This is a genomic window from Bythopirellula sp. (assembly GCF_041737835.1).
Lineage (GTDB): Bacteria > Planctomycetota > Planctomycetia > Pirellulales > Lacipirellulaceae > Bythopirellula.
On sequence record NZ_JBGSQY010000072.1, the window covers coordinates 451,830 to 478,534 of the forward strand.

General features: G+C 55.5%; 20 protein-coding genes. 13 read left to right on the forward strand and 7 right to left on the reverse strand.

The window, feature by feature from the left end; all coding sequences use genetic code 11:
• Positions 1 to 113: 113 nt before the first annotated feature.
• Both AC6T8Q_RS21290 and AC6T8Q_RS21295 read right to left on the reverse strand, forming a co-directional pair.
• Positions 114 to 539: an RrF2 family transcriptional regulator gene (locus AC6T8Q_RS21290; RefSeq protein WP_500680995.1), complete on the reverse strand. Its 426-nt coding sequence runs from the start codon at positions 537 to 539 to the stop codon at positions 114 to 116.
• 94 nt (positions 540 to 633) lie between these two features.
• On the reverse strand, positions 634 to 1,434 hold the full coding sequence (locus AC6T8Q_RS21295; RefSeq protein WP_500680996.1) for a phosphoadenylyl-sulfate reductase: 801 nt from the start codon (positions 1,432 to 1,434) through the stop codon (positions 634 to 636).
• A 289-nt stretch (positions 1,435 to 1,723) separates the two neighbouring features.
• Here AC6T8Q_RS21295 and AC6T8Q_RS21300 point away from each other — a divergent pair, with 289 nt between their 5' ends.
• The 8 genes from AC6T8Q_RS21300 (at position 1,724) to AC6T8Q_RS21335 (ending at position 13,744) form a co-directional block, all read left to right on the forward strand.
• On the forward strand, positions 1,724 to 2,230 hold the full coding sequence (locus AC6T8Q_RS21300) for a hypothetical protein (protein WP_500680997.1): 507 nt from the start codon (positions 1,724 to 1,726) through the stop codon (positions 2,228 to 2,230).
• A 129-nt stretch (positions 2,231 to 2,359) separates the two neighbouring features.
• Positions 2,360 to 2,833: a hypothetical protein gene (locus tag AC6T8Q_RS21305; protein WP_500680998.1), complete on the forward strand. Its 474-nt coding sequence runs from the start codon at positions 2,360 to 2,362 to the stop codon at positions 2,831 to 2,833.
• A gap of 60 nt (positions 2,834 to 2,893) precedes the next feature.
• A complete protein-coding gene (locus AC6T8Q_RS21310) occupies positions 2,894 to 5,464 on the forward strand; it encodes a glycoside hydrolase family 9 protein (protein ID WP_500680999.1) in 2,571 nt (856 codons plus the stop codon).
• A gap of 135 nt (positions 5,465 to 5,599) precedes the next feature.
• Positions 5,600 to 6,703, forward strand: coding sequence for a ligase-associated DNA damage response exonuclease (locus AC6T8Q_RS21315; RefSeq protein WP_500681000.1), 1,104 nt, complete (start codon positions 5,600 to 5,602; stop codon positions 6,701 to 6,703).
• A complete protein-coding gene (locus AC6T8Q_RS21320) occupies positions 6,700 to 8,325 on the forward strand; it encodes an ATP-dependent DNA ligase (RefSeq protein WP_500681001.1) in 1,626 nt (541 codons plus the stop codon). Before AC6T8Q_RS21315 ends, AC6T8Q_RS21320 begins: the two co-directional genes overlap by 4 nt.
• Positions 8,325 to 10,883 carry a ligase-associated DNA damage response DEXH box helicase gene (locus AC6T8Q_RS21325; RefSeq protein ID WP_500681002.1) on the forward strand — a complete coding sequence of 853 codons (2,559 nt, stop codon included), beginning with the start codon at positions 8,325 to 8,327 and terminating at the stop codon, positions 10,881 to 10,883. The genes AC6T8Q_RS21320 and AC6T8Q_RS21325 overlap by 1 nt, the downstream gene beginning before the upstream one ends.
• An 8-nt stretch (positions 10,884 to 10,891) precedes the next feature.
• Positions 10,892 to 11,596, forward strand: coding sequence for a ligase-associated DNA damage response endonuclease PdeM (gene pdeM / locus AC6T8Q_RS21330; protein ID WP_500681003.1), 705 nt, complete (start codon positions 10,892 to 10,894; stop codon positions 11,594 to 11,596).
• A 102-nt stretch (positions 11,597 to 11,698) separates the two neighbouring features.
• The gene (locus AC6T8Q_RS21335; RefSeq protein ID WP_500681004.1) at positions 11,699 to 13,744 is read left to right on the forward strand and encodes a hybrid sensor histidine kinase/response regulator; all 2,046 of its coding nucleotides are present in this window, start codon (positions 11,699 to 11,701) and stop codon (positions 13,742 to 13,744) included.
• A gap of 115 nt (positions 13,745 to 13,859) precedes the next feature.
• Here the strand turns inward: AC6T8Q_RS21335 and AC6T8Q_RS21340 are convergent, their stop codons facing one another.
• Positions 13,860 to 14,657, reverse strand: coding sequence for a PEP-CTERM sorting domain-containing protein (locus AC6T8Q_RS21340; protein ID WP_500681005.1), 798 nt, complete (start codon positions 14,655 to 14,657; stop codon positions 13,860 to 13,862).
• Between the two features lie 1,068 nt (positions 14,658 to 15,725).
• Here AC6T8Q_RS21340 and AC6T8Q_RS21345 point away from each other — a divergent pair.
• The 3 genes from AC6T8Q_RS21345 to AC6T8Q_RS21355 all read left to right on the forward strand — a co-directional run bounded on the left by AC6T8Q_RS21345 (position 15,726) and on the right by AC6T8Q_RS21355 (position 19,253).
• A complete protein-coding gene (locus AC6T8Q_RS21345) occupies positions 15,726 to 17,192 on the forward strand; it encodes a PEP-CTERM sorting domain-containing protein (protein ID WP_500681006.1) in 1,467 nt (488 codons plus the stop codon).
• 200 nt (positions 17,193 to 17,392) lie between these two features.
• Complete coding sequence (locus AC6T8Q_RS21350; RefSeq protein WP_500681018.1) at positions 17,393 to 18,628, forward strand: DUF1559 family PulG-like putative transporter; 1,236 nt, start codon at positions 17,393 to 17,395, stop codon at positions 18,626 to 18,628.
• 385 nt (positions 18,629 to 19,013) lie between these two features.
• The gene (locus AC6T8Q_RS21355) at positions 19,014 to 19,253 is read left to right on the forward strand and encodes a hypothetical protein (RefSeq protein WP_500681007.1); all 240 of its coding nucleotides are present in this window, start codon (positions 19,014 to 19,016) and stop codon (positions 19,251 to 19,253) included.
• On the opposite strand, the gene AC6T8Q_RS21360 is transcribed toward AC6T8Q_RS21355, so the two are convergent.
• Positions 19,232 to 19,552 carry an alpha-L-fucosidase C-terminal domain-containing protein gene (locus tag AC6T8Q_RS21360; RefSeq protein WP_500681008.1) on the reverse strand — a complete coding sequence of 107 codons (321 nt, stop codon included), beginning with the start codon at positions 19,550 to 19,552 and terminating at the stop codon, positions 19,232 to 19,234. The two genes, AC6T8Q_RS21355 and AC6T8Q_RS21360, sit on opposite strands and share 22 nt — an antisense overlap.
• On the opposite strand from AC6T8Q_RS21360, the gene AC6T8Q_RS21365 reads away from it, so the two are divergent.
• On the forward strand, positions 19,479 to 19,991 hold the full coding sequence (locus AC6T8Q_RS21365) for an aldose epimerase family protein (RefSeq protein ID WP_500681009.1): 513 nt from the start codon (positions 19,479 to 19,481) through the stop codon (positions 19,989 to 19,991). The two genes, AC6T8Q_RS21360 and AC6T8Q_RS21365, sit on opposite strands and share 74 nt — an antisense overlap.
• Here AC6T8Q_RS21365 and AC6T8Q_RS21370 read toward each other — a convergent pair.
• The 3 genes from AC6T8Q_RS21370 to AC6T8Q_RS21380 all read right to left on the reverse strand — a co-directional run bounded on the left by AC6T8Q_RS21370 (position 19,988) and on the right by AC6T8Q_RS21380 (position 22,693).
• Complete coding sequence (locus tag AC6T8Q_RS21370) at positions 19,988 to 20,815, reverse strand: WD40 repeat domain-containing protein (protein WP_500681010.1); 828 nt, start codon at positions 20,813 to 20,815, stop codon at positions 19,988 to 19,990. The two genes, AC6T8Q_RS21365 and AC6T8Q_RS21370, sit on opposite strands and share 4 nt — an antisense overlap.
• 100 nt (positions 20,816 to 20,915) lie before the next feature.
• The gene (locus AC6T8Q_RS21375; protein ID WP_500681011.1) at positions 20,916 to 21,677 is read right to left on the reverse strand and encodes a serine/threonine-protein kinase; all 762 of its coding nucleotides are present in this window, start codon (positions 21,675 to 21,677) and stop codon (positions 20,916 to 20,918) included.
• A 407-nt stretch (positions 21,678 to 22,084) separates the two neighbouring features.
• Complete coding sequence (locus AC6T8Q_RS21380; RefSeq protein WP_500681012.1) at positions 22,085 to 22,693, reverse strand: RNA polymerase sigma factor; 609 nt, start codon at positions 22,691 to 22,693, stop codon at positions 22,085 to 22,087.
• 301 nt (positions 22,694 to 22,994) lie between these two features.
• On the opposite strand from AC6T8Q_RS21380, the gene AC6T8Q_RS21385 reads away from it, so the two are divergent.
• Complete coding sequence (locus AC6T8Q_RS21385) at positions 22,995 to 26,333, forward strand: dockerin type I domain-containing protein (RefSeq protein ID WP_500681013.1); 3,339 nt, start codon at positions 22,995 to 22,997, stop codon at positions 26,331 to 26,333.
• Positions 26,334 to 26,705: the final 372 nt, after the last annotated feature.

Sequence of the window (26,705 nt, forward strand, 5' to 3'; positions counted from 1 at the left end):
TGGACGCTCCAATCACAGCGTTTGGGTAAACCGTGCTGTCCTGAGGAGTTAGCTCGTTCAGAGTCGATCGAGAATTGGCAGGCAGCTGCTGGGTCATCGGACACCGTAATCCATCAGATGTACCACATCGGATCGACCGCCACGGCCGATCGTTCCAACAAATCGGCGAGTGTGATCGCTTCGAGACGTTCCCGCCGCGCGGCGGCCAATTCATGGCAGACCTCCGTCAACACCGGCGCCAGCGGTGAATCGTTGGCGGCACAGCAAGTCGGTTCGTGTGAGCCTTCGACAACATCCAAGAGTTCCGCTAGCGATAACTCATCGGGAGCCCGCGCGAGCATATAGCCGCCCGATGCTCCTCGTACGCTGGTGATCAAACCGGCCCGTTTGAGCTCCTGAAAAATCTGCACCAAGAACGGCGACGGAATCCCATGCCGCTCGGCAATACGGCGTACCTGCACCGGCTCGCCCAAGCTGTGGTGCTGGGCAAGTTCGAGCATGGCTAGACAAGCGTATTGCGTTTTGGAACTAAGATTCATGAGGAATTAAACACAAAGCACACAAAGAACACTAGGGGTGCAATTTAAGCAATTCAACGAACTTTCTGACCTTTGAGTCTTTGTGGTGAATAGATCAAATACCGCTACCATCGGATTCTTGGATCGTGTGCAGACCGCACTCCGTTTTGGCCGTGCCGCTCCAACGGCCGGCTCGTTCGTCGGTTTCTCCCGCGGCTACGGCCCGTGTGCAAGGCCAGCAGCCGATGCTGAGAAAATTTTGATCGTGCAGCGGGTTGTAGGGAATATCTTCGGCGAGAATTCGCTTCCAGACATCATTCTTGGTCATATTCGCCAGCGGGCTGATCTTCACCAACTTGAACTTCTTGTCCCAACCGACAATCGCCGCTTGCGCGCGGTCGCTGCTCTGATCGCGGCGGATGCCACTCATCCAAGCGTGCATCCCTTCGGCTGCCTTGGTCAAAACTTTGATCTTGCGATCGAAGCAGCATTGATTGGGATCCGTCTTATACAACGGCCCGCCGTGCAACGCTTCGTATTCAGGCACGGTGAGTTCAGGCTGCAACAAGTCGACTTCGATGCCGTACTTCTCGGCGATGCGGTCGCGCAGGTCGAGAGTTTCCTGGAATTGGTAGCCCGTATCCAAATTGAAGACATAGGTCTCGGGAGCAACCTTGGCGAGCATCGCGAGGATCAAGCACCCCTCGGGACCAAAGGCCGTGGCCATCGTCAGATAGGGCGCGAATCGTTCATGAGCCCAAGTGATGATCTCTTCGGGCGTGGCGGTTTCCAGCCGGGCGCTCGCCTCGGCCAACTCCGCCAGCAATTCGGGAGTCGGTTCAAGCTGATGCGATGCCCGAGCGGCAACAATTTTCTTGGGGCGCTCCAGTTGGCTGGTGGCAGTTATAGTCGACATCTTGGCTTTCCTTGGGAGCAAAACAAACGAACGGGACCGAATCCCTGAACCCGATTGAATGGCAATCATATGTATAATGGTCAACTTAGTCAAGAATAGTCAAAACACCTACAAATATCGACGCCTTTCTTCTATTGGTCGCGAAAATCTCGGGAATTTTCGCGCCCGTGCTAGCATTTCCCGAGAAAATCACAGCTTTAGACAGCAGATCGCTGGCAAACTTTGCCGATTAAGCAAATTGTGCGGCCAAATTGGCGGGCGAGTACCTGGAAACAAATGGAACGAGAACATGAGAATTCAACGAGTCTTGAGACTGGGAGCAGGATGCTTGATGGTCTGCTTGATGCAAGGAGCCGCATTCAGCCAACTCAATCAAGCGTTGCGTACTCCAGCGGCACGATACTTTGGCGGTCAAAGCCAAGCGGCTTACAATACCCAATCACCCGGCATGTCCGGAGCCACTGCCTACGTGGCTTCCAACCAACCGATGCAGGGTGGAACTTCTAAGCCGTTTCAACACATCCAGCAAGCTCCCACGCTAAGCCCCTATTTGAATTTGGATCTCGTGCCGGAATCCGCCACGAGTGTTCCTAATTTCTATGGCTTTGTCTTGCCGCAATTGCAAAATCAAGCCGCGGCGGAAGCCCAAGCACGCGAATACCAACGCATGCGCCAGCAAGAACGTGCCGCCGCCGCGCGGGGCATGGTCGCCAAGAACCCCTTGGCCGGTGTCCCCACCACGGGTTCCAGTCTGCAGTTCATGAACGTCGGTAGCTATTTTCCGACTCCGAAATAACAGCAGCCAAAACAAACATACACATAAATCCCCGGTCATTTGATCGGGGATTTTTTTGCGCGCATATTGCGCGACTTGATAGACTGGGCCTAATACTACCAATCATTGCATCGCAGAAAGGAGGCCCTTATGTTGCTTCGGTCTGCCACTATTCTCGCCTGTTTATGCCTGATAAATCTTTCGTCAGCCGCCGAGCTCACGTCCGAACAAACCAAGCTCTACGCCGAGCTGGAATCGTCGCTCAGCGGTTCGACGCTCGCGGGGCATTTCACCGTCACGGGGCAAGAAGCCAGCAGCGCCAAGCCTGAGCGCTACGAACTGATCAGCGTCAAGCACGTCGGCGACGGGAATTGGATGTTCGTCGCTCGCATTATCTACGGCGATCACGACGTGAAGTTGCCGATCACGCTCCCCGTCAAGTGGGCCGGCGATACCCCCGTCATCACGGTCGACAAAATGGCCTTCCCCGGCCTGGGAACGTACACCGCGCGGGTGATGATCTACAACGACCACTACGCCGGCTTCTGGAGCGGCGCTGACCATGGTGGGCATTTGTATGGGACGGTCGAACACGCCAAAGAAACTTCGGAAGCGACCAAGTAGATTCTCTGCCGACAAATTCACCTACGAGTTACACAAGTACAACACAGAAGTAAGCAACGCATGTCTTGGATTCGCACTTATATTTACCTCGTGACCGCAATCGTTTTTTACTGCTTTCAAGTGGAGGGGACCGCTTCCGGAGCGGAAGACACTGTCACACCCCATCTGCGCATCAATCAAATCGGCTATCTCACCGACGACGCCAAAGTGGGGATCGCCTTTGCCGAACAGCCGCTCGATGGCACGTTCCAAGTCCTCGATGCCAACAGCAAAAAGCAAGTTTTCTCGGCACCGCTTGTTGCTGGCAAAGCCAAGGCTTGGGGGAAGTTTCCTCATTGCTACGAACTCGATTTCAGCGCCGTGAAGAAGCCCGGGAAATATATTCTCAAGCTCGATCCCAGCGGCGCGGAATCGCGCCCGTTCGCCATCGGCAACGACTCCTACAAAAATTATCAAGACGATCTGCTCGTTTTCATGCGGCAGCAACGCTGTGGTTACAATCCGTTTTTGGACATGGTTTGCCACAAACGCGACGGACGCACAGCCTATGGCCCGCTCCCGGCGGAGAGTTTCGTCGATGCGAGCGGCGGGTGGCACGACGCCGGCGATCAACTCAAATATCTGATCACTTCGAGCAACGCCACGGCACGAATGCTGCTCGCTTACGAACTCGACCCGCAGAAATTCGGTGATCGCGTCGACGATATGGGCCGACCGATTCCCAACGGCATAGCCGACGTACTCGACGAAGCGAAGTGGGGACTCGATTGGCTGCACAAGCTCCATCCCCATCCCACGCACCTGTATCATCAGGTCGCCGACGACCGCGACCACACCGGCTGGAAGTATCCCGACAAGGACGATTCCGATTACGGCTGGGGCGCGAACAGCTATCGCGTGGTTTACTTCGCCGACGGCAAACCTCAAGGGCTCAACAAGCATAAGAGCGAAGCCACCGGCGTTGCTAATCTTGCGGGGCGCTCGGCGGCGGCGATGGCCATCGCCGCGCGGATTTGGCGCAGCGATCTGAACGACCCCGTGTTCGCCGACAAGTGTTTAGTTGCGGCGAAGGAACTGTATCAACTCGGCAAGGACAAAGAAGGCTATCAGCAAGGCAACTCGTTCAAGGCGCCTTATCGCTATATGGAAAATACCTGGGCCGACGACATGGAATGGGGCGCCGCGGAGTTATTCAAAACCACCGGCGACAAGTCTTATCTCGCTGATGCCCAGCGCTACGCCGAACAAATCGCCACGACGTCGTGGATGCCGCACGAAAAGGTGGGGCACTACGAATTCTATCCGTTCATGAATGTGGGGCACTTCGCGCTTTACCCGCATGTCGGTGCCGCAATGCAGAAAAAGCTCGCCGAGTACTATCGCGAGGGAATCGAAGCCTGTGTCGCCCGCGGCAAGAAGAATTCCTATCAAATCGGCGTGCCGTTCGTGTGGTGTTCCAACAATCTGGTAAGCGCACTGATCACGCAGATTCTGCTGTATGAAAAAATGACCGGCGACATGCAGTACCATGATTTTATGCTCGCCCAACGCGATTGGCTGTTGGGCCGCAATCCGTGGGGCACCTCGATGTTCACCGGCATACCCCGCGATGGTGAGTATCCCGAAGACGTTCATACCTGCATATGGTATCTCACCAAGAAGATGGTCCCGGGGGGCATCGTCGATGGCCCCGTCTATACGTCGGTTTACGAAAACCTCATCGGCTTGCATCTGACGCAAGACGACGAGTTCGCCGATTTTCAGAATGAGCACGTCGTCTATCACGACGACATCGGCGACTACTCCACGAACGAACCCACGATGGACGGCACAGCCGATGCAATCACGCTGCTCGCTCATTTTGGCGACGTCGATCTTACGTCCCCGGCGCTGAAGAAATCTCAAACGACAAAGAAACCCGCCAGCATCGATAAATTCACGATCATCGAAGACGGCATCGTGCGTGGGCCCAAAGATCAAAAGCAACTGGCCCTCATCTTCACCGGCGGCGATCACGGTGAGGGAACGGAGTTGATTCTCGACACATTGAAAACTAAACAGGTCCCTGCGTCGTTTTTCGTCACGGGGGGTTATGTCGCTAAGTCGGAACATGCGCCACTACTGCGCCGCATGGTCGCCGAAAAACATTTCCTCGGCCCGCATTCCCACGGCCATTTGCTTTATGCCCCTTGGGAGAACCGCCAGAAATCGTTGGTCAGCGAGAAAGACTTCAAAGACGATTTGCAGCGCAATCTCGACGAGCTGGCGAAATTCGGCGCGAAGCAGGATGGGCCGATTTACTTCGTGCCACCCTACGAATGGTACAATAAACAACACGCCGCCTGGGCCAAGGACCTCGGCTGTACGCTCGTGAATTTCAGTTCTGGCAGCGGGTCGAATCGCGACTGGGCTCCCGAGGATCACGAGTCGTTCAAACCGTCTCAAGAGATTCTCGCCGACATACTCAGCTACGAAGCCAAGGAACCCGACGGACTCAACGGCCATTTGCTGCTCCTGCACCTTGGCAGCTTGCGCAAAGACAAAATGCCACCCAATCTCGGCAAGCTCATTGACGAGCTTAAAGAACGTGGCTACGAATTCGTCAGCCTCGACCAACTTCTCCACCAATAGCTTTCATCTCGACCATTCTGGCAGGCGGCTGAACAGAACTGGTTGAATGTTTGTTGCTCGAAATTGGCTCCAGTTAACACTGGCTTGTGGAACACGGTTCGCGTGAGTTCCCCCCATTGTTGCGAGCCCGTTCGAATGACCAAGCTTCTGCGTACCACTGAAAATGGTTTGTATTGCCCCCAGGGCGACTTCTATGTCGATCCCTGGCGAGCCGTGCCGCGGGCGGTGGTGACGCATGCCCACTCCGATCATGCCCGCTGGGGCAGCGACAACTATCTCGCGGCCCGCGCAGGCGCGGCGATCTTCCATTTGCGATTGGGTCACGAGGCGAATTTCGATTTCGTCGAATACGGCGAAACGCGCACGATGAACGGCGTGCAGGTGAGCCTGCATCCCGCCGGCCACATGACCGGCGCGGCCCAGGTGCGAATCGAATATCAAGGCGAAGTCTGTGTCGTCAGTGGCGATTACAAATTGCAAGCCGATCTCACCTGCCGCTCGTTCGAGCCGGTCCGTTGCCACACGTTCGTGACCGAATCGACGTTTGGGCTCCCCATTTATCGCTGGCAAGATTCGTCAGAAGTCTTTGCCGAGATCAACTCTTGGTGGAGATCGAATCAAGAGCAGGGCAAAGCAAGTTTGCTCTACGGCTATACCGTCGGCAAAGCCCAGCGGCTGCTCGCGGGCATCGACGCAACGATTGGCCCCATCTTCGGCCACGGCGCGATCATCAACGCCTGTGAAGCCTACCGCGAATGCGGCGTCGTTCTGCCTGAAGTGCAGCGCGTGATGTCGGTGGACCGCGATTTCGACTGGAGCCGCGCGCTCGTGGTCGCGCCTCCCTCGGCCAACGGCACGCCCTGGATGCGCCGCTTCGGCCGCGTGTCGACCGGCATTGCGTCGGGCTGGATGCGCGTGCGCGGGATTCGCCGCCGCAAGGTTGTTGACCGAGGATTTGTATTGTCCGATCACGTGGATTGGTCGAGTATGCTCACCGCGATTCGCGAAACCGGTGCGGAGACCGTCTGGGTCACTCACGGTTACGTGCGGCAGGTCGTCGAATATTTGAATCAGATCGGTCTCAATGCGGCGGCGCTCGCCACGCAATACGGCAACGAAGAAGAGGATGACGACGTTGCGGCAACAGAAGACGAGGTTGAAGCTCAAATCGCTCCTCCCCTAGCCCCTCCTCCCCTTACCGTTCCAAACAGTACCGAAGAGGGGGAGGTACGGTCATGAAGCGATTCGCCGCCCTTTACTCCGCGCTCGATCAAACCACGAAGACGAGCGAGAAGATCGCCGCACTGGCCGACTATTTCAAAACTGTGTCACCGGACGACGCTGCTTGGGCCGTTTACTTTCTCTGTGGTCGCAAGATCCGGCAACTCGTGCCGACGAAACTCTTGCGCGAGTGGTCCGCCGAGCGCGCGGGCATCGCCAGCTGGTTGTTCGACGAATGCTATGAAGTGGTCGGCGATCTGGCGGAAACAATGACGTTGATTCTTTCCCCCGCCGAAGCAGCCGCTGACTTGCCGCTGCATCGCTGGCTGGCCGAGCGACTTTTGCCGCTCCACACGAGCGACGTTGAACAGAAAAAACAAGTTGTCGAGCAAGCCTGGAACGAACTCGACGAAGCCACGCGGTTTGTGTTTCACAAAATTATCACGGGTTCGTTCCGCGTGGGTGTGTCGCGGGGACTCGTGGTGCGGGGTCTTGCCGAAGCGAGCGGCATCGATGCCGATGTGCTGTCGCATCGGTTGATGGGAGATTGGGAACCGACTGGTGAACTGTTCGCCGGGTGGGTCAATCCGGATACGCACGACGCGGGGATCAGCAAACCGTATCCCTTCTTTCTCGCGCATCCGCTGGAAACCGAACCGAGCGAGTTGGGCGAGCCGCTCGACTGGCAAGCCGAATGGAAGTGGGATGGCATTCGCGCTCAGTTGATCCGCCGTGCTGGTGAAACGTTTATCTGGTCGCGTGGCGAAGATCTCACGACCGATCGTTTTCCCGAACTCATCGCGCTCGCACAACACCTGCCTGACGGCACCGTGATCGACGGAGAAATCGTGGGCTACCGCGATGGCGAGATTATGCCTTTTGCAGCGATGCAACGTCGCATCGGCCGTAAGCAGCTTGGCAAGAAAATCTTGAGTGACGTGCCGGTGGCACTTATCGCGTTTGATTTGTTGGAATTAGGTGGCATCGATATTCGGCAACAACCGCTCTTTGAACGGCGGGCCCAGTTGGAACAAGTGGTGCTAGATTCCCGCCTGCGCGGGAATGACGGCGAAGGCTTTCTGCTGTCAACGGCTCACCACTTCGCGAGCTGGGAAGAACTTACCGAGTTGCGGCAAACAAGCCGCGAGCAGCATGCCGAAGGATTGATGCTGAAGCGGTTGAATTCGCCGTATCGCGTGGGTCGCCCGCGCGGGGAGTGGTGGAAATGGAAAATCGAGCCTTACACCGTGGATGCCGTGTTGATTTACGCCCAGCGAGGGCACGGCAAGCGGGCGAGCCTCTACACCGATTACACGTTCGCCGTGTGGGATGAGAGGAACCTTGTGCCCTTTGCCAAAGCGTATTCCGGACTCACCGACGCCGAGATTGCCAAAGTTGATCGATATGTTCGCCAGAACACCATCGAGCGATTTGGTCCCGTGCGGAGCGTGACCCCCGAATTGGTCTTTGAGTTGGCATTTGAAAACATCAGCGAATCAACTCGCCACAAGTCGGGGGTCGCGGTCCGTTTTCCCCGCATCGCTCGCTGGCGCGAAGATTTGAAAATCGCAGATGCCGATTCGCTCGAGACGATCCGCGCGATGATCCGCGCCAATCCCCACCCGGCGGAGCAGTCGTAATGGCGAATCCCCATGCTCAAGCGCTGCGCCATTTGAATCGTTGGTTTGCCGAACGTGGCCGTAAGCCGTTTTCGTTTCAAAAAGAAACGTGGGCCGCTTACCTTCGGGGAGAGAGTGGACTCGTTCATTCCCCAACCGGAACAGGCAAAACATTGGCCGTGTTTCTAGGATCTGTCCTGGAGTGGCTTGCCGAGAACTCTGATTATTTGAAAGACATGCCGCCGGTACCGCAAAAACAAGCGCGGGCCCAACGCCGTTTGCGTGTGTTGTGGATCACGCCCCTCCGCGCGCTCGCCACCGATACCGAAGTGAATCTCAACACGGCGCTTCGGCAATTGCAAATTCCTTGGCTGGTCGAGAAACGGACGGGCGATACCTCGTCGTCGCTACGACAGAAGCAACGCGAAAGTTATCCCAACGTTTTAATCACAACGCCCGAAAGTTTGTCGTTGATGCTCTGCAACGCGGATTTGGCGGAGAAGCTCAGCGATCTGCGGTGTGTGGTTGTCGACGAATGGCATGAACTGTTGGGCAACAAACGGGGCGTGCAAACGGAGCTGGGACTCGCACGATTACGACAGCTACGGCCCAACTTACGAGTGTGGGGACTCTCGGCCACGCTCGGCAATCTCGAGGAAGCGCTCGCCACATTACTAGGTAGTTCGGCAGCGCAACCCGGCACATTGATCGCCAGCGATCTCAAGAAAAAGTATGAAATCAAATCGCTGATCCCCGCCGAGATCGAACGCTTTCCCTGGGCGGGGCACTTAGGCACGCGCATGGCCCCCGAAGTGGCTCAATTGATCGCCGCGGCCAAGAGCACGCTCGTGTTTACCAATACGCGCTCGCAATGCGAAATTTGGTACCAAGCATTGCTCAAGGTCATGCCCGACTTCGCCGGCAAAATGGCCGTGCACCATGGCTCGTTGGATATCGAACTTCGCCGCTGGGTGGAGAACGAACTACGCGAAGGCCGCCTGCGTTGCTGCGTTTGTACGTCGAGCTTGGACCTGGGTGTTGACTTTTCGACCGTCGAGCACGTGGTTCAAATCGGCAGCCCGAAAGGCAATGCGCGACTCTTGCAGCGCGCCGGCCGCAGCGGCCATCAACCCAAAATTCCCAGCCGCATCACGTTCGTTCCCACGAATGCGTTGGAGCTGATGGAACTCGCCGCGGTTCGTGATGCCTTGATTGCCCACCGCATCGAATCGCGTCATCCGCTCGAAAAACCTCTCGACGTGCTGGCCCAGCACGTGGTCACGATCGCCATCGGTGGCGGCTTCGATCCCGACGAACTCCTCGCCGAAGTGCGCTCGGCGCATGCTTATCGCCATCTGTCGGAGCAAGAATGGCAGTGGGTTCTCGACTTTGCCCGGCAGGGGGGATCATCACTCAAGGCGTATCCCGATTTTCATCGCATTCAGTTGATCGACGGCAAATACCATGTCACGAGCGCGCAGATCGCGCGGTTTCATCGGCTTTCCATCGGCACGATCACCAGCGACGTTGCCGTACAGGTGAAATATCTCAAAGGGCCGAAACTTGGCACCGTCGAGGAATCGTTCATCAGCAAGGTCGAGCCGGGGCAAAATTTCATGCTCGGCGGCAAGTTGCTCGAACTTGTGCGGATTCACGACAACACGGCGTGGGTCCGCCGCGCGAAGGGGATGTCGCAAGCCATTCCTCGTTGGATGGGGGGACGAATTCCGTTGTCGGGCGAACTCTCGCACGCGATACGCGAAAAGCTCGCCCAAGCCGGGGCAGGGGAGTTCGTCAGCCCCGAAATGCGTTCGCTCGAACCGCTGCTGGAGCTGCAACAAAGCTGGTCCGCACTTCCCAACATCAATCAAGTGCTCGTCGAGCATTGGAAGAATCGCGACGGCCATCATCTGTTTATCTATCCGTTCGCGGGACGACTCGCCCACGAAGGGTTGGCTTCGCTGTTGGCACTGCGAATGTCCCGCCTCGCGCCAATCACGTTCTCGATGGCGATGAACGACTACGGATTGGTACTCGTGTCGCGCGATCCGGCCCCGTTCGATGAAGCACTCCGCCATGATTTGTGGAACACCGACGCCGTGGCCGACGACGTGCTAGCAAGCCTCAACGCGACGGAACTTTGCAAACGGCAATTTCGCGAGATCGCCCGCGTGGCGGGGCTCATCTTTCAAGGCTACCCGGGGGTGCGCAAAACCGGTCGACAAGTGCAGGCTTCGAGCAACCTGTTCTATGATGTGTTCAGCGAATACGACCCCGAGAATCTGCTGCTGCGCCAGGCTCGTCGCGAAGTGCTGGAACAGCAATTGGAATACTCGCGCCTGGTCGAGGCCTTGAAACGAATCGCCAGCAGCGAATTATTAGTACGCCATTTGATGAAGCCGTCGCCCCTTTCGTTCCCGCTGTTGGTCGACGGAATGCGCGATCGGCTCACCAGCGAGAAGCTTTGGGAGCGAGTGAAGAAGCTGCAAGAACAACTCGAAAAATCTGCGGGGGCTATTGAACACGGCCTGATTGCAACACGAAATAAAGAAGCCAAGATTACAATTTCCGCAACATGAGGATCAGGGTGGATCACGAGAACACAATTTCAATTCGCGGCGAAACGCTGCGGTTGCTCCCCGAAAAGCTGATCGAATGGCCAGCTCAAAAAACATTGCTGGTCGCCGACACGCATTTTGGCAAGGCGGCCACGTTTCGTCAGTTTGGTATTCCTGTCCCCGAGGAAACCACGCAGGCCATGCTGACGCGCTTAACGAGCGTGATCGAACGGACGAATGCGCAGCGATTGCTAATTCTCGGCGACTTCATTCACTCCAACGTAAAACATGCCGAGGGCTTTGAAGCGGCACTCGTCACTTGGCGGGCCCATCATCGCGATCTGGAAATTGTTCTCTTACGCGGCAACCACGACCGTGGCCGCGCCGATTTATTCGAGACACTTAATATTGAAGTCGCGAACTCACTCGCAGATGGTCCATTCTCGTTCGCTCATGATGCGGCTGCTTTAGCTAGCGGCGCAGAGAGCGAACTCTACGCATTCACGGGCCACATTCATCCGCAGGTGGCCCTCTCCGAAGGGAGAAAACAATTGCGGCTTCCTTGCTTCTGGTTTGGCGAGCATCATGCTGCGCTCCCCGCGTTTGGGGATTTCACAGGTTGCGCGACCGTCAAACCCACGGAGAGCGACAACGTTTTTGTCATCGCCGACGGCACGGTCATGCCGCTGCATTCGCTCACGTTCGCCAAGTCGAAAACCGTCCATGGTGGTTGATCTTCCACCATCACGCAATCGAGTGATTGGCCCACGACTCGCGGGATGCTATTCTGCCATCAACGCGCATTGACCGCGCAATGTTCTTCTGGGGACACCTCTATGTTTGATTTTATCAGCAAGCTCTTCGATACGAGCGATTTCCCGCCGCGCTGGAAGTGTGGCAACTGGGACGCCGGTCACGGGTGGCTGCATATTCTTTCCGATTTGGCCATCTTCGGCGCCTACACCGCGATCCCGTTGGTGATCGCCTACTTCGTCATCCGCCGCAAAGACGACATTCCTTTTCCACGAATTTTCTGGCTGTTCGTCGCGTTTATCTTCGCCTGCGGCACGACCCATCTCACCGAAGCGATCATCTTCTGGCAACCCGTGTATCGTTTCGCAGGAATCGTCAAACTCCTGACCGCTATCGTCTCTTGGGCAACCGTGATCGCGCTCTGGCAGATTGTTCCCAAAGCCTTGCATCTTCCTGGCCTCGCAACGCTCAACGCCGAACTCACCACTGAAATCGAAGAACGTAAACGGACCGAGCAAGCGCTGCGTGAAAGCGAAGAACGCTTGCGGATCGCGCTCGCCGCAGGGCGGATGGGGACCTGGGAATGGGATGTCCCCAGCGGTGAAGTCCGTTGGTCGCCGGAACTCGAGAAGCTCCACGGTCGCGCACCGGGCTCATTCCCTGGCCAATTCGATGCCGTGTTTGAAGATGTTTTCCCCGAAGATCAGCCGCTGCTCACCACCAGCGTGCAGCGTTCGTTGGATATGAATGAAGAACATCGTGTTGAGTACCGCATCAAACGGCCCGACGGCGAAACGCGCTGGGTTGAAGGTCGGGGGCGGGCGTTTCACGACAGCAACGGCACGCCGCAACGGATGACCGGCATTTGCGCCGACATCACCGAACGCAAGCAAGCGGAAGTCGAACGCGAAGCTTTGCTCACCAGCGAGCGCGCCGCCCGCAGCGCCGCCGAACAAGCCAATCGCATGACCGACGAATTCCTGTCGGTGGTGTCGCACGAATTGCGGACGCCACTGAGCGCAATCCTCGGTTACTCGCAACTCTTGCAGATGGGCATGGTCGACCAAGCGGAAATGGAAGAGGCTTTCTCCGCGATTGAACGCAACAGCCAGGCTCAAGTGCAAATCATCGACGACCTCTTGGACATGAGCCGCATCATCTCGGGCAAGTTGCGACTCAACGTGCAATCGATCAGCCCCGCGGAAGTGATTGAAGCCGCCCTCGAAACAGTGAAGCCTGCCTCCAATGCTAAAGATGTACGCATCATCAAAGTCTTGGATCCTGTGGCCGGCCCGATCCTCGGCGATTTCGACCGCCTGCAACAAGTAATGTGGAATTTACTTTCCAATGCCGTAAAGTTCACCCCCAAAGGTGGCCGCGTGCAAGTTTCCTTGGAGCGCGTGAATTCGCATCTAGAAATCAGTGTCGCCGACACGGGTTGCGGCATCCGCGCCGATTTTCTGCCGCACGTGTTCGAACGCTTTCGGCAGTCCGAAGAATCCACGACTCGCCGCCATGGTGGGTTGGGTTTGGGACTCTCGATAGTCAAGCAACTGGTCGAACTGCATGGCGGCAGCGTCCGCGTGGAAAGTCCCGGCGAAAACCAAGGGGCAACTTTTGTCGTCTGCCTACCACTGCAAATCGCGCGGCATTCTACCAACGAAGAACGTATTCATCCCACTCAGGGGCAAGAATCGTCGACCCAAACCGCCATTGATTTAACCGGCTTAAAAATACTTGTCGTCGATGACGAGATGGATGCCGCGAACGTCGTGCGACGTTTGCTCACGCATCGTGGCGCGCAAGTCACCACAGCCAGCAGCGCGCAGCAAGCTCTACAAGCTTTCGATCTCGAACGGCCAGATGTCATCGTGAGCGATATCGGCATGCCGAATATGGACGGTTATCAGCTGATCCGCGAGATTCGGCTTCGCTCGCCAGAGCAGGGGGGAACAATCCCCGCGGTGGCACTCACGGCGTTCGCACGGAGCGAAGATCGCCGCCGGGCATTGCTCGCCGGCTTTCAAAATCATGTCACCAAGCCGGTCGATCCGGGCGAGTTGCTCGCGGTGATCGCCATGCTGTCGGGTCGCACGGCAATGCAAGTCGACGGTGATTCAATCGCTTAGAATCCCGTCCCTCAGGGTAGCATAAACAAAAAAAGCACCCGTCCAGCAAATTGTGAAATCTGCTGGCGGGTGCTTTAAGTTATCGGCATCGATCTAGTTGATCGATGGTGTTCAATTAACCGCGGCGACGCATGCCCATGGCACCCACGAAGCCCAAGCCCATCAACAACAACGACGTTGGTTCAGGCACAGCGGTCAGCGTGAAATCGTCGACCACGAAGGCTTGTCCACCACCGGCGGGATTCGAGGTCGCGCCGATCATCGAAACGCGAGCACGTACCTCGGCAGTTCCACCAGGGGCCAACGCCGACACGGTGTACAGCTTGTAATCAAACGCCAAACCGTTGTCGACCGTCAGCGTCGGCAACAGGCTTAGCACGCTACCACCGATCACGCTTCCGCCACCATCCAAAAATTCGACGGCCATCTGAGCATCGACCATCAAAGCAGCGGATTCAGCCCCTGCCCAACCCGTCAAGGTATAGGTCTTGCCAGCAATGGCCGGAAGATCTTGATAAAGATGCGAGGTTGCGGGACCGTTGGCACCACCACCCGAGAACGGCTTAAAGAACACGCCGCAATCAAGGCCATCGCAACCATCAGGACCGGGCAAGCCGCTGCCACCCGTGGTCACGGGAGTTGGAGCAGGACCGGACCATGGCTCCGAGGAGAGATCATCTTCATAAGGTCCGCCGATGGTGCGGCTGCCTTCGTTGATCCAAACCGCTGGCTTGGGAAAATTGAGGTCCTCTGGACCAGGCCCCGGAGGGGCATTGTCGATGATCAACTGGGAATATGTAGAATCCATATTGCCGTTGTTCAGGTTTCCACCAATCAACACTTGTGCCTGCGCCGAGAGCGCAAAACAAGCGACGATGCCCGACGCGAGCATCAGCATTGTCATTTTCTTCATTAGAACACCTCCCAAATAAAAAAGAGCCTATCACAGAAGCAACTAGAGGCCACGTTACGCGCAGCACTCTACGACCTTCTTCTCTGTTCTCTTTTTCCCAGTCACCTGTTTGGCTCCAGCCAAACCTGCTCAGCATTCCCATTAAGTGCAAAAATCCACTAACGACACGTTCAGAGTGCCTCTCTCTCGTGCCTTGGGAACGATTCTCTCGATCACCTCGTCAGGATGTTTCCCGACTCCGATCAACTCGCAAATAGGATGAGACGCGGACAAGTACAGGAAGCGTTTTCAGCCGTGCCGCGGAGGCAAGTACTTGAAAGCGCTTCCAAGCAACTGTCGATCCTAATCGGCAACTTACGAAATTTCAAGCGGCTTGCCGAAAATAGTCGTTGATTCCCTCTGTAATCCGCATTACCTGGCACTGTACCAACGGTCAACTCGTAAGCGCGCTAATAGCAACACGCTTGCTGGCAATGATCGGAAAAATGGGCATTGCAGTTCCCCATTCGGGATAGCATGGTCCTTCCCGACTCACTTTTACGCTGTAAAAACAAGCGAAAACGGTGGTCAGCCGTATGTCACGCGATTTTAAGAAAGCGCTTGCATTCATTGGCGGCCTGCCTATAATCAATCGGTATCAGAGCCATTTTCATGGTCTGGCTTTTCATGCAACACGACACATCGGGTCAGGATGTGTGTTGGTGAGGGATCTTTAGTTCAGTTCGAGCTCCAATGATTCGTGTTCCTACGAAATGGCCAGGAGGTTCTTGTTCGCGGTTTGATTCCTAGGGAATCGCTACTGCTGATTGAGGGCGAGACGGCGGAAGCTAGCGGAAAGAACGAGTTGAGGTGGATGTGAGGCAAAAACACCAACCAAAACCTCTTTGCGGGCAGCAGAGGTTTGGTGGGCGCTGCGGCGGCGAAAGTCCCTGTCCCGGTGACTTTCTCTCCAGCGTTCGACGCGTCCCATCGAAGGGCTGTTCGATGGAATCGTAACTGTAAGAGGGCAGACAAAACACCCGGGACACTCATCGATGATTCGAGATCTACTTTTGGAGGGAGTGATATATGAAACTGCGTATTTTTGCAGCCACGCTGATGGCGCTGGCTTCACTGAGTTGTTATCAAGCTCAGGCTGTTGAGCTCATTACCAACGGCGGCTTTGTTCCTGCCCCTGCACCGCAACCGGCCCCTTTTTGGAATTTGCAGGAGTTTGTCTCAACGACACTGACGCCGATCGATTCGGCAGAAGTGCTGAACAATTCCAACTCCGCGCAAGAGGGTGTTCGGCAGTTGTTCCTCAAAGCTTTTGCTGGAGGCGGCACGGCGGGTCCCAATAATTTGACCAATGCGATCCTTTCCCAAACCGTGACGGGTACCGCCGGTCAGGAATACACCTTCTCGGGCTGGTCACGTTACGAAGCTAACTATTCCGGCGGCGTGGAAACACTTGCCGCCAGTTCACCGTTGGGTGCCGTGGCGTCACCGACGACCAACGAATTCATGATCGAATTCTTGAATGGCAGCAATTCGGTGATCGGCTCGCCCTTTATCTTGGATGTGACAGAAGATCGCATTGCCCAAATCGGCTTCGATCCCGAATTCCATTTCGCCAACGACAATGTTCTCTATCAGCACACGTTGAATGCCGTGGCTCCCGCGGGCACCGCGCAAGTTCGCGTCACAGCTGCTGCTCGGGATATGGTTTTCAACACCAATCCCGCCCAATCAGCGTTCTACGATAGCTTTTCGCTGAAGACGACGAGCGATCCTGTGACTGAGATCTTGCTGAATCCTGGTTTGGAAGATGCTTCTCCCCCTGTTCCCAACGGCCTCGAGGATTGGGATATTGTCATTAACGATCCAGCGCCTGTACCGACCACAGAATTATTTCGTGGAGTTGGCTTTGCCAATCGCTTGGCCGGGGGTGGTAACGGGGTTTGGATTAGCTCCTTCCTTGGTGAGGTCGCCACGCCAGTGAGTGGCAATATCACGCAAACCGTGGAAGCTGTTCCGGGTGGCGAGTACACCTTCAGTGGCTGGGCTCGTTTCGAGACGAACTACAACACCGAAAGTACCTTCTTCGAAGTGGCCTTCCTCGATGGCGGTGGCAATGTGATTGGAACTCCCGAAACTCTTGATCTGGTTGATAACGGCCAGCTCAACGACGGAGCGTGGCTGCAGCACACCATCGAAGCGACGGCTCCTGCCGGTGCAGTCAGCGTTCGTGTTGGCGGTGGGCTTCTCAATGGTGTCACCACCACTGGCGCACAATCGGCCTTTTTTGACGATTTTTCCCTCATGTTGGCCAACGCCAGCCTGCCGGGCGATTTCGATAACGATGGGGACGTCGATGGTCGTGATTTCCTGGCTTGGCAGCGCAACCCCAGCGTTGGCAACCTGGCTGATTGGCAAGCGGCTTACAACGGCGGCAATCTGGCTGCAATTGGTAGCGTTCCCGAGCCAACCACGATCCTCAGCTTGGCTGTCGGGTTGGTGGTCTGTGGCTTGAGCCGTCGCGGTCGCATTGCGTAAGTGACGGATTGTTTCATTGAATGATGGTTGCGAATACTTTCCATAGCGGAATGCTATTCGCACCAGAGGGATTTTGAAGTTACGAGGGGAAACCGAATCGATGCCGAGTCGGTTCGGTTTCCCTTGTCTTTAAGGGAAGAGGGATATCGCCCTGTGTGACAGGGAATGGGCTTAGTCGCTGGTGATTAAGCTTGGAACAGATGAAAGAGAACAGGCAGATCATTCGAGGAGAAGTGTCCATCATGTCCAATACCAATCGAACCGTGAGACAGGGATTCACGCTCGTCGAGTTATTGGTGGTTATCGCGATCATCGGTGTCTTAGTGGCTTTACTGCTGCCGGCTATCCAGGCGGCACGTGAGGCTGCTCGCCGAACGCAATGCTCGAACCAACTGCGACAAATTGGCATCGCCATGCAGAACCACGTGAGCGCACTCAAGGTGTTCCCGACGGGTGGTTCTGTTAACGGTGCCAGAATTGAAGACTATACAAAAGGAAGTCTCAACAACCCGGGCGCTCCTAATTCAGCGAATACTCAAGGACTAAGTTGGGCTTATCAAATTCTGCCCTATTTGGAACAAGCTAACGCGAGTGCGATGAAGAAAACCAATGAATTATCAAGAGTCATCATCGAGGGCTACTTTTGCCCCTCGCGTCGTGCTCCAACCATCAATTCGGTTAGTCAGCGAGCCTTGATGGATTATGCCGCGGCACAGCCCTATACCTACAAGAGCCCCACTACCGCAGGAGAAATTCCTTGGTCGCAACCAGGCGGTTCTTTACCACCATTCCCTGTTGAAAGATTTTCACCCTATACGCCAACCGCTAGAACTTTTGTACAGCAAGCCTTTTGGTGCACGGGTGGCGGCAATGGTGGACCTTTACCGGACAACGCCGTTTACGATGGCGTGATCGTCAGAACTCCCTACCGAGTTTCTGGTTGTAATCCTGCCTCAGATTGCGCTGGAGCAACCGCAACGACTGCCGCTCGTGGCCAGTTTGCTGTCAACGTTCCCCGTGCCGTCGAGCCAGGGCAAATTACTGATGGGACAAGCAATACATTTGTTGTCGGCGAGAAAGTTGTTCGCTCGGACCTCTACGAAGGACTTAATACCAACACCGGTGGTGCACTCCCCTCCGATGACTTGGGGTGGAGCGATGGCTGGGATCCTGATGTCATGCGATTTTCAGGTCTTCAGCCAATTAATGACGGGGATGCCGGGATCTGTTTTAACTCTGATACTCAGATTGCCAATGCGTGTTCTGGCCTGAATGGAAGCGACGTGTATTTCTTCGGTGCCGCCCATCCCTCGGGGATGAACGTGGTTTACGCAGATGCGTCGGTTCACTTTTACTCGTTCGACATCAACAATGCTTTGTTTAATGCGATGGCGACGAGAAACTTTGGCGAAACCGTTGACACGGCGGGCCTGTAAGTTGAATTGATATTCACCAAATTAAGAACCCGTCGTTGAGCAATCAACGACGGGTTTTTTCGTGCGCGGCCGGATTACTTACAGAATCCGAGGTCAAAGACCTCAGCCACAGAATTCTCGTTAGCCGCGAGGCGCAGCGCGTCGCAGACGAGCGCGCAACGGTGGCCAAATTTAGCGCATGAAATGGCCGCGCGGATGTGATATGGTTTTATCTGACGAGCCTCCCGCGTAAGCGGGGGGAGTTTTGCAGGTCGGACCGAGTGGAGAGAGTTCCGGCAATGAACGTGTGTTCGTAATGCCATGCCGGAACTAGCGTTACTCGTTCCGGCCTACGCCCGAGCAATAAAGACACTGCCGGACAAGACAAGCCAGCGAGTGGCACCCCATGCTGCGCGTTACTTTGAAATTACCGACTGTCCAATCGAACTTGATCACTCGGAGGCGTGACGAAGTTGCAAAAGTTGATCAAGATGACAAAGTTCCTTCCCGCTGCTTGGCACCAACAAGAGCCGCCAACCAAGCAAACCTGACCAAGCTGGCAATACTCAAGGAGAACAAAGATACCCCTAGAATAATGCTGGGAATTGATCGTTCCGTAGTTCCTTACGGTGTTTCATCCATGTGAACCTTAAGACAACACATAGACTTGCACGGCTTTTCCCGCGGCAACTCGATCCTAAGTTCTTCTGGCGATTGCGAATAAGTCGGAGCAATCGTCGAACCAAGAAGCTCGACCTTCGCAATATTTCCGGCAAATTGAGACTTCGACAACGCTCGAATCGAAAGGGTTCCGTCCTCTGGCCATTTGGAAAAGAACACGTAAATTGCTTGATCCTTGGCCGTAAAGTCAATGTCTTCGTCTTGGCGTCTAGTTGTTGTTCCCGAGCTTGGCGGCAAGATCGTTTCTTTCTTGTCACTTCGCACCGGCCGAGAGTGGCTGTGGAAGAATCCTCACATACCATTCGCTAAGCCAGTTAAGGACACCACCGACTTTGGTTTACACGACTCGGTGGGATGGGACGAAATCTTTCCCACGGTGAATCCCTGTTCAATGCCAGGAACAGGGTGGGGAGATCTCCAACTCACCGATCACGGCGAACTGTGGTATCGCCCATGGCGGATCGTCAATCCAAAGACTGAGGCTCAGGCGATAGAGCTAACGCTGCACGTCGAACCCGACGATTTACCGCTTCGATTTGTGCTAACGCTAAGATTGACGACTGACGCTCTCGAAGTTGACTATCAGCTCACGAACACCGGCGGTCAATCGCTCCCCTACTTGTGGGCCGCTCATCCCCATATCGCAATCGAACCTGGCAATGAAATCCTTATTCCGGAACGCCGCCCGGCAAGGGCGGACTAAAGTCCTATCGATGACAATTGCTCAGAAACCTTCGCGATGTTCCACACATAAATCTTTCCATCCGCACAGGCGAGGGCAAGGCACTTTCCATCGGGTGACCATTGCCAGAACCAAACCCCACTATTTGTTGGAGAATTAGGCAGATCGAAATTTATTTTGGGTTGGTCGATGTTTATTAAACTCAAACCCACACGTTTCCACTTTACTGCGGCCCACTCTCCGCTGCGACTTACATTGACCCCGGAGACGCGAAGATCAGGTGGGTCGGAGCGAAGGACATCTCGAATCACGCGATCTGCTTTAATGTCGTGAAGCTGCAGATTACCCTCCGAACTAACGAGCAAGACATGTGTTCCGTTAGGCAAAAACCCGAGAGGGCTCACTTCGGGCGCCACTTTAGCTTGCGGCACTTCGCGCGGAAGATGTGATATCTCATCGTACTGAGTAACGCAGTGACTGCACCAAGTAAACTCGTTAGTTTTAGGCGCGAATGTGCAGTAAAAATAGACGCCCGGCATCTCGAGGTTTGCCACCTCTTGAACTTTAAGTGAAGCCTCAGCCGAGTCGACTTTCTGCTCCGCAACGAGATTCCACAGCCAAACACCTCCTTCACCAGCGGCCCCGAGTTTCTTTCCATCTTCGCTAAAGGATACTCGCCAAATATTCCCTGTCTCGCGAGGCCTGGCCAACAATTGCCTTTTTTTCAGATCCCAAACCTCAACACCGCCGCCCCAGCCACCAATGGCAATCCACTGTCCGCTAGGATGGAAGTCGACGGATTGGAATGGCTCCGCGGCTTGCCCCGCGGCTGCTCGGTGATTCAAGCACCACCGCCAGCGCCGTTCAAGCCAACTAATCGGCCGCGCTACGATGGGGTCGCCCGCGAGGTATCGTCGGAGCTCGTCGGCCACTTCCTGGGCTGAGTCATATCCGTCGACTGGGCGATTTTTCCATGCACTTCAAGGTGATTGTTTCAAGGTCTTTGGTAAGATTGGAGTTGAGGTGACGCGGGCTAGGTGGCTCGTCATGAATGACCTGATGCATGATCATGCGTGCGTTACCACGAAACGGCAGCTCGCCTGTCAGAACTTGAAACAGAATCACACCCAGCGAATAGACATCACTGCGACGATCTGCAGTGTGAGCATCGCCTTGCGCTTGCTCAGGCGACATATACGCAGGCGTGCCAAGCACTTGGCCTTCGAGGGTCATAGTTACTTCTCCGATTTCACGCCGTGCGAGGCCAAAATCGGTAAGGTGCGGTTCTCCTTCAGAGTCGATGAGTATGTTGGCGGGCTTGAGATCGCGATGCACCACGCCTTGCGCATGGGCATGTTCAAGCGCTTCAGCAATCTTAGAGCAAAGTTGGGCGGCTTCGCGTCCGGTGAGACGCTGATCGACGAGCCAATCACTTAGCGTGATCCCTTGAACGAAGTCGCTAACGATATAAACGTGCTCGCCATCGCGACCAACTTCGTACACGGTCACAATATTAGGGTGCCGCAGTTGGGCAGCCGCGCGCGCTTCACGAAAGAACTTTTCTTGCTCATCCGCTGTCATTGCGCCATGACGCGGAATCTTAATGGCAACGTCACGGTCGAGTTCACTGTCGTGCGCCTTCCACACGCTACCGAAACTACCAACCCCTACACGGGCAATGAGTTCGAACCGTCCGATCCTGGACAAGGTCCCCGCCTTTGGAGTTGGTGACGAATCGACGAGACTGAAGTGACTACCGCAAGATTGGCAAGTCAGGTCCGTCAGTAACGTATCGACGGCAACTTCGAGAGGTGAGCGACAATTAGGACAGCGAACTTCTAGACGACTTGAGTTGTCGTCAGACTTGCGACCGGACCTCGCACTAATCGCATAGTTCGATAGCTTGAGCCGTCGTCGTACATCCGTTGGCAGAACATCCTCGGTAGAGCTCCTCACTTTCGGATCATCGCCACTCTCTAGTTGATCGAACTCCTTCCAAAGCTCTTGGCAGTTCGGACATACTTGGACGTGAGCAAGAAGTTCGTGGAAGTCAGTATCGTTCTCTGACGTTTCCAAGATCAGTTGAACGGCTTCTCGCGTTGGACACTGGTTCATCATGCGGATGGTTCGTCGCCAGATTCCAGTTCCTGGACGGCGGTCCTCAAAAGCAGCTTCACACGGTGATTGGCCATGTTGACGGCAGCAACAGACATACTCAACGCCGAGGCAACTTCACTGGCCGATTGTCGTTCGAGAGTACGACGTTCAAACACACACCAGGTAGATTCCTGGACTCGCGATTTGACGCGACGCATAGCTTCCGCCTGAAGCTCAAGGTCAAAGTCTTCAGCCAATTGCTCTTGGAGACTCTTTCGAGCTTCGACGTTGTCCAGGGCTGCATACGGAGCTTGTTGACCTGTCGTGTGACGTTGACCACTCTGTACGGCGTCTGCAATGGCATGGTTAGTTACGGTCTTCAACCAACCACGATAGCTGCCGCGACTCGGATCGTAGACAAATCGCTGCATGTTGACGACAAGCTTGACGAGCACATTCTGGGCGATTTCCTCGCAATCGGCATCCTGTAATCCCCGTGCACGGCACCAAGCGAAGATCCTAGGAGCATAACGATCCACGAACTCTTCCCAGGCTTGTTGGTCAGCCGGGTTTCGTACCCGCCAGAGTAGTGAGGCTGGGGTTAAAGAGCCGTCAAGAAATTCCATTGCCGCGGACCTCAAAGTTACTGCGCGGCCTTCAGCGCCACGATGAAATCTCAGAATTTATAGTGTCACGCGTTAGTTTTCGGTGCCCAGACCAGTATAGCTAGGTAGTATCGCTTAAAATGTAACCCTGACTCATGTTAAGTCGACATCTAAGTACTGTAAACCGGCCAGCGATCTTGGGCTTTCCCACGAGTCTATGCGGCCTACCGAAAGCTGGAGAATCCGAATGCCGCATCAGACAACTAGGCGATTCAGAAGACTTCGATCTAAAAATCAATCGACCTCTCGGTATCGACAAGTAGTGGCGACGTTTCTAGCAGCTGTAGCGATGCTCATCTCGCCAGCTTGCGCCCTCGAATATGTCTGGACCGCTGGAGGGCATATCGATGCCAATTACATCGGCCTGACCGCGCCTCTCTACCCCGGAATTGATCCCGCACCAGAGAGCACTGATTGGCACGACCGCGACGGGTCGTTCCTATCCAACTGGGATCGTGCGGACAACGGCCCACCTTTCGGGCCTTTCACGGCGAACGATACGCTTATTTTCCGTGACGTCGAGGGAGCTAACCGTTTCCATCCGAGCGCGCGACAAGACTTCACCATTGGCGCGCTGGTGATCGATCGCGATCGAGAGATCATTCTTGATTCGGCGGTCAACGACGGCGGGGTCCTTAGGCGGGCTCTCCTCACGATTGCGTCGGGTGACCTCACGATCATGGCGGCAAACGCAGACGGCACTGCACCGCTTAAGACCATCATCGGGTTGGACCTGCAACTGGGCCCAGGCGCCGTTTGGAAGGAAGACGGCATTTTCTCAGATGGTCCTTCTCAACTCGATGTTTGGGGCAATGTGAGCGGCTCGGATCTGCACTTTGAAAGGCTGCCCAACATCAATCTGTACAGCAGTACGCTCAACTTCACCGGGAAGCTCTCGACTGACGCCCCGAAGCTCACTCGCTTCAGCGGCTCGACGCAAGTAGGCGAAATTGAAGTCCAGGACGGGGCGAACATGATTTTTCATCAGCAAACAGTTCCGTCCGCGTCGACCGATCTTACGCTCAACTCCACAGATTTTCGTATCAGTGACAGTTCGAAGTTCACGAGTTTGGCGACCATGGGGAACGTCTTCAAAGATCTCCGGATGCATGCGGTAAGAAGTGCGCCAGTTCTCGAAATTCAAGGCCCGTTGAGCGTTGCGAGCGTCACGATCACTCAGCAGGCACAAATCGCCGAGGTAGCTTCGACAATCCAGTATGCTGCCGGGGCGCCTGCCGACGGAAGCTCCTACTTGTCGATTGCCCCCAGTCCGATCGATGGCATGTCCCGCATCACCTTTCAGTACGATGCGATACCCGTCAACTCGTCGTTTCAAAATGCCGGGCTGATTAACGTGCCAATCAACGCCAACAAGCTACTGATCGAGGCTAGCGAGTCGACAGGTGCAGGTGCACTCTCGCGTGGTTTGCAGCTGGCTGGTACAGGCTCGAACCAAATCAATGAGACGTTCATCAAGTCGACTACGCTGCTGCTCAATCGAACCAACGGGCCAGAAACTCTCCGCGATGTGACAGTGGGCTACGAAGGCGTGCAAGCGAAGTTATTTAGCGTGCGGGGCCATCAAATTAAAGACGACGCCACCGTCACGATCAACGCGAATAGCTTTTGGGAAATCGGCGGCGAGTCACCGGAGACGATCAAGGAACTGGTCATCAACGGCGGCGTGCTACAAGGGACTCGCAATTTCTATCTCGGGCCCGTCACGAGCAGCGCGCCGACAATCGGACTGCAGAACTCGCGGGTCACGTCGCATTCGGGCGCGGGCCAAATCAATGGCAACCTCCAAGCCAGCAGCGCGATGACCTTCGACATCGCCGGCGGCGCGTCGCTGCTGCTCGATGGCACGGCGACTTCGCCAGGCGTCAACAAGCTGGGCGGCGGAAATCTCATCCTCGGCCCCAATGCCCGTCTCTACGATGCCGTAAGCGTCACCGCTGGCACGTTAACCAGCAATGCGTCGAATCTGATTGCGGATACCAGCGCCGTCACCCTCAGCGGTTCGACTTGGGACCTTAAAGGCCAAACCGAGGCCGTTGCTTCGCTCTCATTGACTGGCTCTAGCCTTACCACGACCAACACAACGCGCGGCACTCTCCACTTGCCGACCAACATCGATCACGTCGTTGCGCTGCACGGAAACAATCAGATTAATGCCAACCTCAGCGTTGGCGAGCGAATATTAACGCTTCCGACCGAGAGCGGGCGCGTAACGACCTACAGCGGCACAATCACAGCCGGCGCCATCCTCAAGAACGGCGGCGGCACGCTAATTCTCAACGGCGCTACCTTGCCCGACACAAACCTGTTTGGTGGAACGATTCGCGCGGCCACCGCCCCGTCGACGATCGGCGGGCTATTTGGCTACACCGGTACCGTCCAAGCCGACACCACACTCTATATCAACGCACCGGCGACGCTGCCCGCTCAAGAGTTCACAGGCGCGCTAACGGGAGTCGGTCTCCTCTCCTTCGGCGGAACTGGGTTGAACATGACCCTCGGTGGATCGACGCCAAGTACGCTTAGTTTTATGGAAGTGACGAGCGGTACCTTACGATTGAATAAGCCCGCGGGCGTCAACGCAGTCGGCGGTGTGTTAGCGATCGGCAGCGGCGCCACGCTAGTTACAAATAACAGCAACCAGTTCGGTAGCACTGTCGACGTGCAAATTGATGGGGAAACACAGTTTGGCACGACCTCACAAACGTTTAGGCACCTCAGTATTCGCGGTACGGACACCAATCTGGCTTTTGTGCGAGCTCACGATGGCATATCTGTGCAGAACGGCTCGTTAACCGGGAGGGCCATCATCACCGGCTCTGGTTTGGACCTTATCGCGGGCGAGGCTCGTATCGAAGGATCGGTATTTGGTGATAGCTCGATCGACGCGCAATCGTCACTAGAAGTTTTCAACGCCGATCCTGCAAACGTCGATTTGAGCTTCGGCAACCGCCTGATGGCTGAAGATGGCAGCACTATCCGATTCGACTTCGATAGCACGCTAACCGGCCCATTGCTCACTGTCGGTGGCGGATTTCTGGCTGGCACACCGAACGTCATCACAATCGGGGGCGTGCCGACATTTACTCAGATGCAAGACTCTATCAATATCGATCTCTCCGAAGTCGAATCTCTCAATGCGGGAGTCTACAATCTCATCGATTTTAGCGCGGCACCGTATTCAATTCCCGGAGTCTCGGGCAGCCACTATCCAGATATAGATAATTTCAATCTCACAGGAGCCCCGGGCGTCGGCGCCCTTCGCATCACAGCCAACGTCCTGCAGTTTGTCTTAGAAGGTCCTGGCAATGCGGACTTCGACGAAGATGGCGACGTGGATGGTCGCGACTTCCTTACTTGGCAACGACGCGTTGGTCTAAACTCAGGCGCGACACTCGCCGATGGAGACGCCAATGGTGATGGCCAGGTCAATCAAGCTGACTTGCATATCTGGCAACAACAGTACGGTCAACCGACTGGGGTCTCAGCCCTGACACAAGTACCTGAGCCTTCCTGCTTGCTGCTAACAATCTCACTACTCGGGATCTTAACCCGATTCAGGCCAAGTTTCATTGATTGCTGAGAGTATTCATTGTTATTGCCCAGGTGATCAGGCCTCGACTGGACGTGTTAGCAGACACAAATATCTGAAACGCCGTCTGCACAGTGTCTGCATTTGGTACGGCCACTTCCAAAATTTTTGGGTCAATCAATGCTAGAAGTTGCCAAATTGTGTCATTCAATTAGAGGCTGCGGGTTACAAACCCGCAACTCTAGTCGACATAAGTGCCTTTTTACTAATGGCATACAAACAGGAGTGGAGGCGGCGGGAATCGAAGGCGAAGCTGATTTTGCCGCAACTCACGTTAGCGAAATCGTTTGCGACTCAGAGCCTACCCCCAGCGCTGCAAATGTGCTGCATAGCAGCGACACAACCTCGCGCTTGCTGACATCG

What these genes read in the sequence shown, in the direction of transcription:
- AC6T8Q_RS21295 (WP_500680996.1), bottom strand. Translation starts at nt 1,434, where the DNA reads ATGTCGACTATAACTGCCACCAGCCAACTGGAGCGCCCCAAGAAAATT.
- AC6T8Q_RS21340 (WP_500681005.1), bottom strand. Translation starts at nt 14,657, where the DNA reads ATGAAGAAAATGACAATGCTGATGCTCGCGTCGGGCATCGTCGCTTGT.
- AC6T8Q_RS21320 (WP_500681001.1), top strand. Translation starts at nt 6,700, where the DNA reads ATGAAGCGATTCGCCGCCCTTTACTCCGCGCTCGATCAAACCACGAAG.
- AC6T8Q_RS21315 (WP_500681000.1), top strand. Translation starts at nt 5,600, where the DNA reads ATGACCAAGCTTCTGCGTACCACTGAAAATGGTTTGTATTGCCCCCAG.
- AC6T8Q_RS21310 (WP_500680999.1), top strand. Translation starts at nt 2,894, where the DNA reads ATGTCTTGGATTCGCACTTATATTTACCTCGTGACCGCAATCGTTTTT.
- AC6T8Q_RS21380 (WP_500681012.1), bottom strand. Translation starts at nt 22,693, where the DNA reads ATGGAATTTCTTGACGGCTCTTTAACCCCAGCCTCACTACTCTGGCGG.
- AC6T8Q_RS21290 (WP_500680995.1), bottom strand. Translation starts at nt 539, where the DNA reads ATGAATCTTAGTTCCAAAACGCAATACGCTTGTCTAGCCATGCTCGAA.
- AC6T8Q_RS21335 (WP_500681004.1), top strand. Translation starts at nt 11,699, where the DNA reads ATGTTTGATTTTATCAGCAAGCTCTTCGATACGAGCGATTTCCCGCCG.
- AC6T8Q_RS21365 (WP_500681009.1), top strand. Translation starts at nt 19,479, where the DNA reads ATGTCTTCGTCTTGGCGTCTAGTTGTTGTTCCCGAGCTTGGCGGCAAG.
- AC6T8Q_RS21300 (WP_500680997.1), top strand. Translation starts at nt 1,724, where the DNA reads ATGAGAATTCAACGAGTCTTGAGACTGGGAGCAGGATGCTTGATGGTC.
- AC6T8Q_RS21345 (WP_500681006.1), top strand. Translation starts at nt 15,726, where the DNA reads ATGAAACTGCGTATTTTTGCAGCCACGCTGATGGCGCTGGCTTCACTG.
- AC6T8Q_RS21350 (WP_500681018.1), top strand. Translation starts at nt 17,393, where the DNA reads ATGAAAGAGAACAGGCAGATCATTCGAGGAGAAGTGTCCATCATGTCC.
- AC6T8Q_RS21325 (WP_500681002.1), top strand. Translation starts at nt 8,325, where the DNA reads ATGGCGAATCCCCATGCTCAAGCGCTGCGCCATTTGAATCGTTGGTTT.
- AC6T8Q_RS21305 (WP_500680998.1), top strand. Translation starts at nt 2,360, where the DNA reads ATGTTGCTTCGGTCTGCCACTATTCTCGCCTGTTTATGCCTGATAAAT.
- AC6T8Q_RS21355 (WP_500681007.1), top strand. Translation starts at nt 19,014, where the DNA reads ATGCTGCGCGTTACTTTGAAATTACCGACTGTCCAATCGAACTTGATC.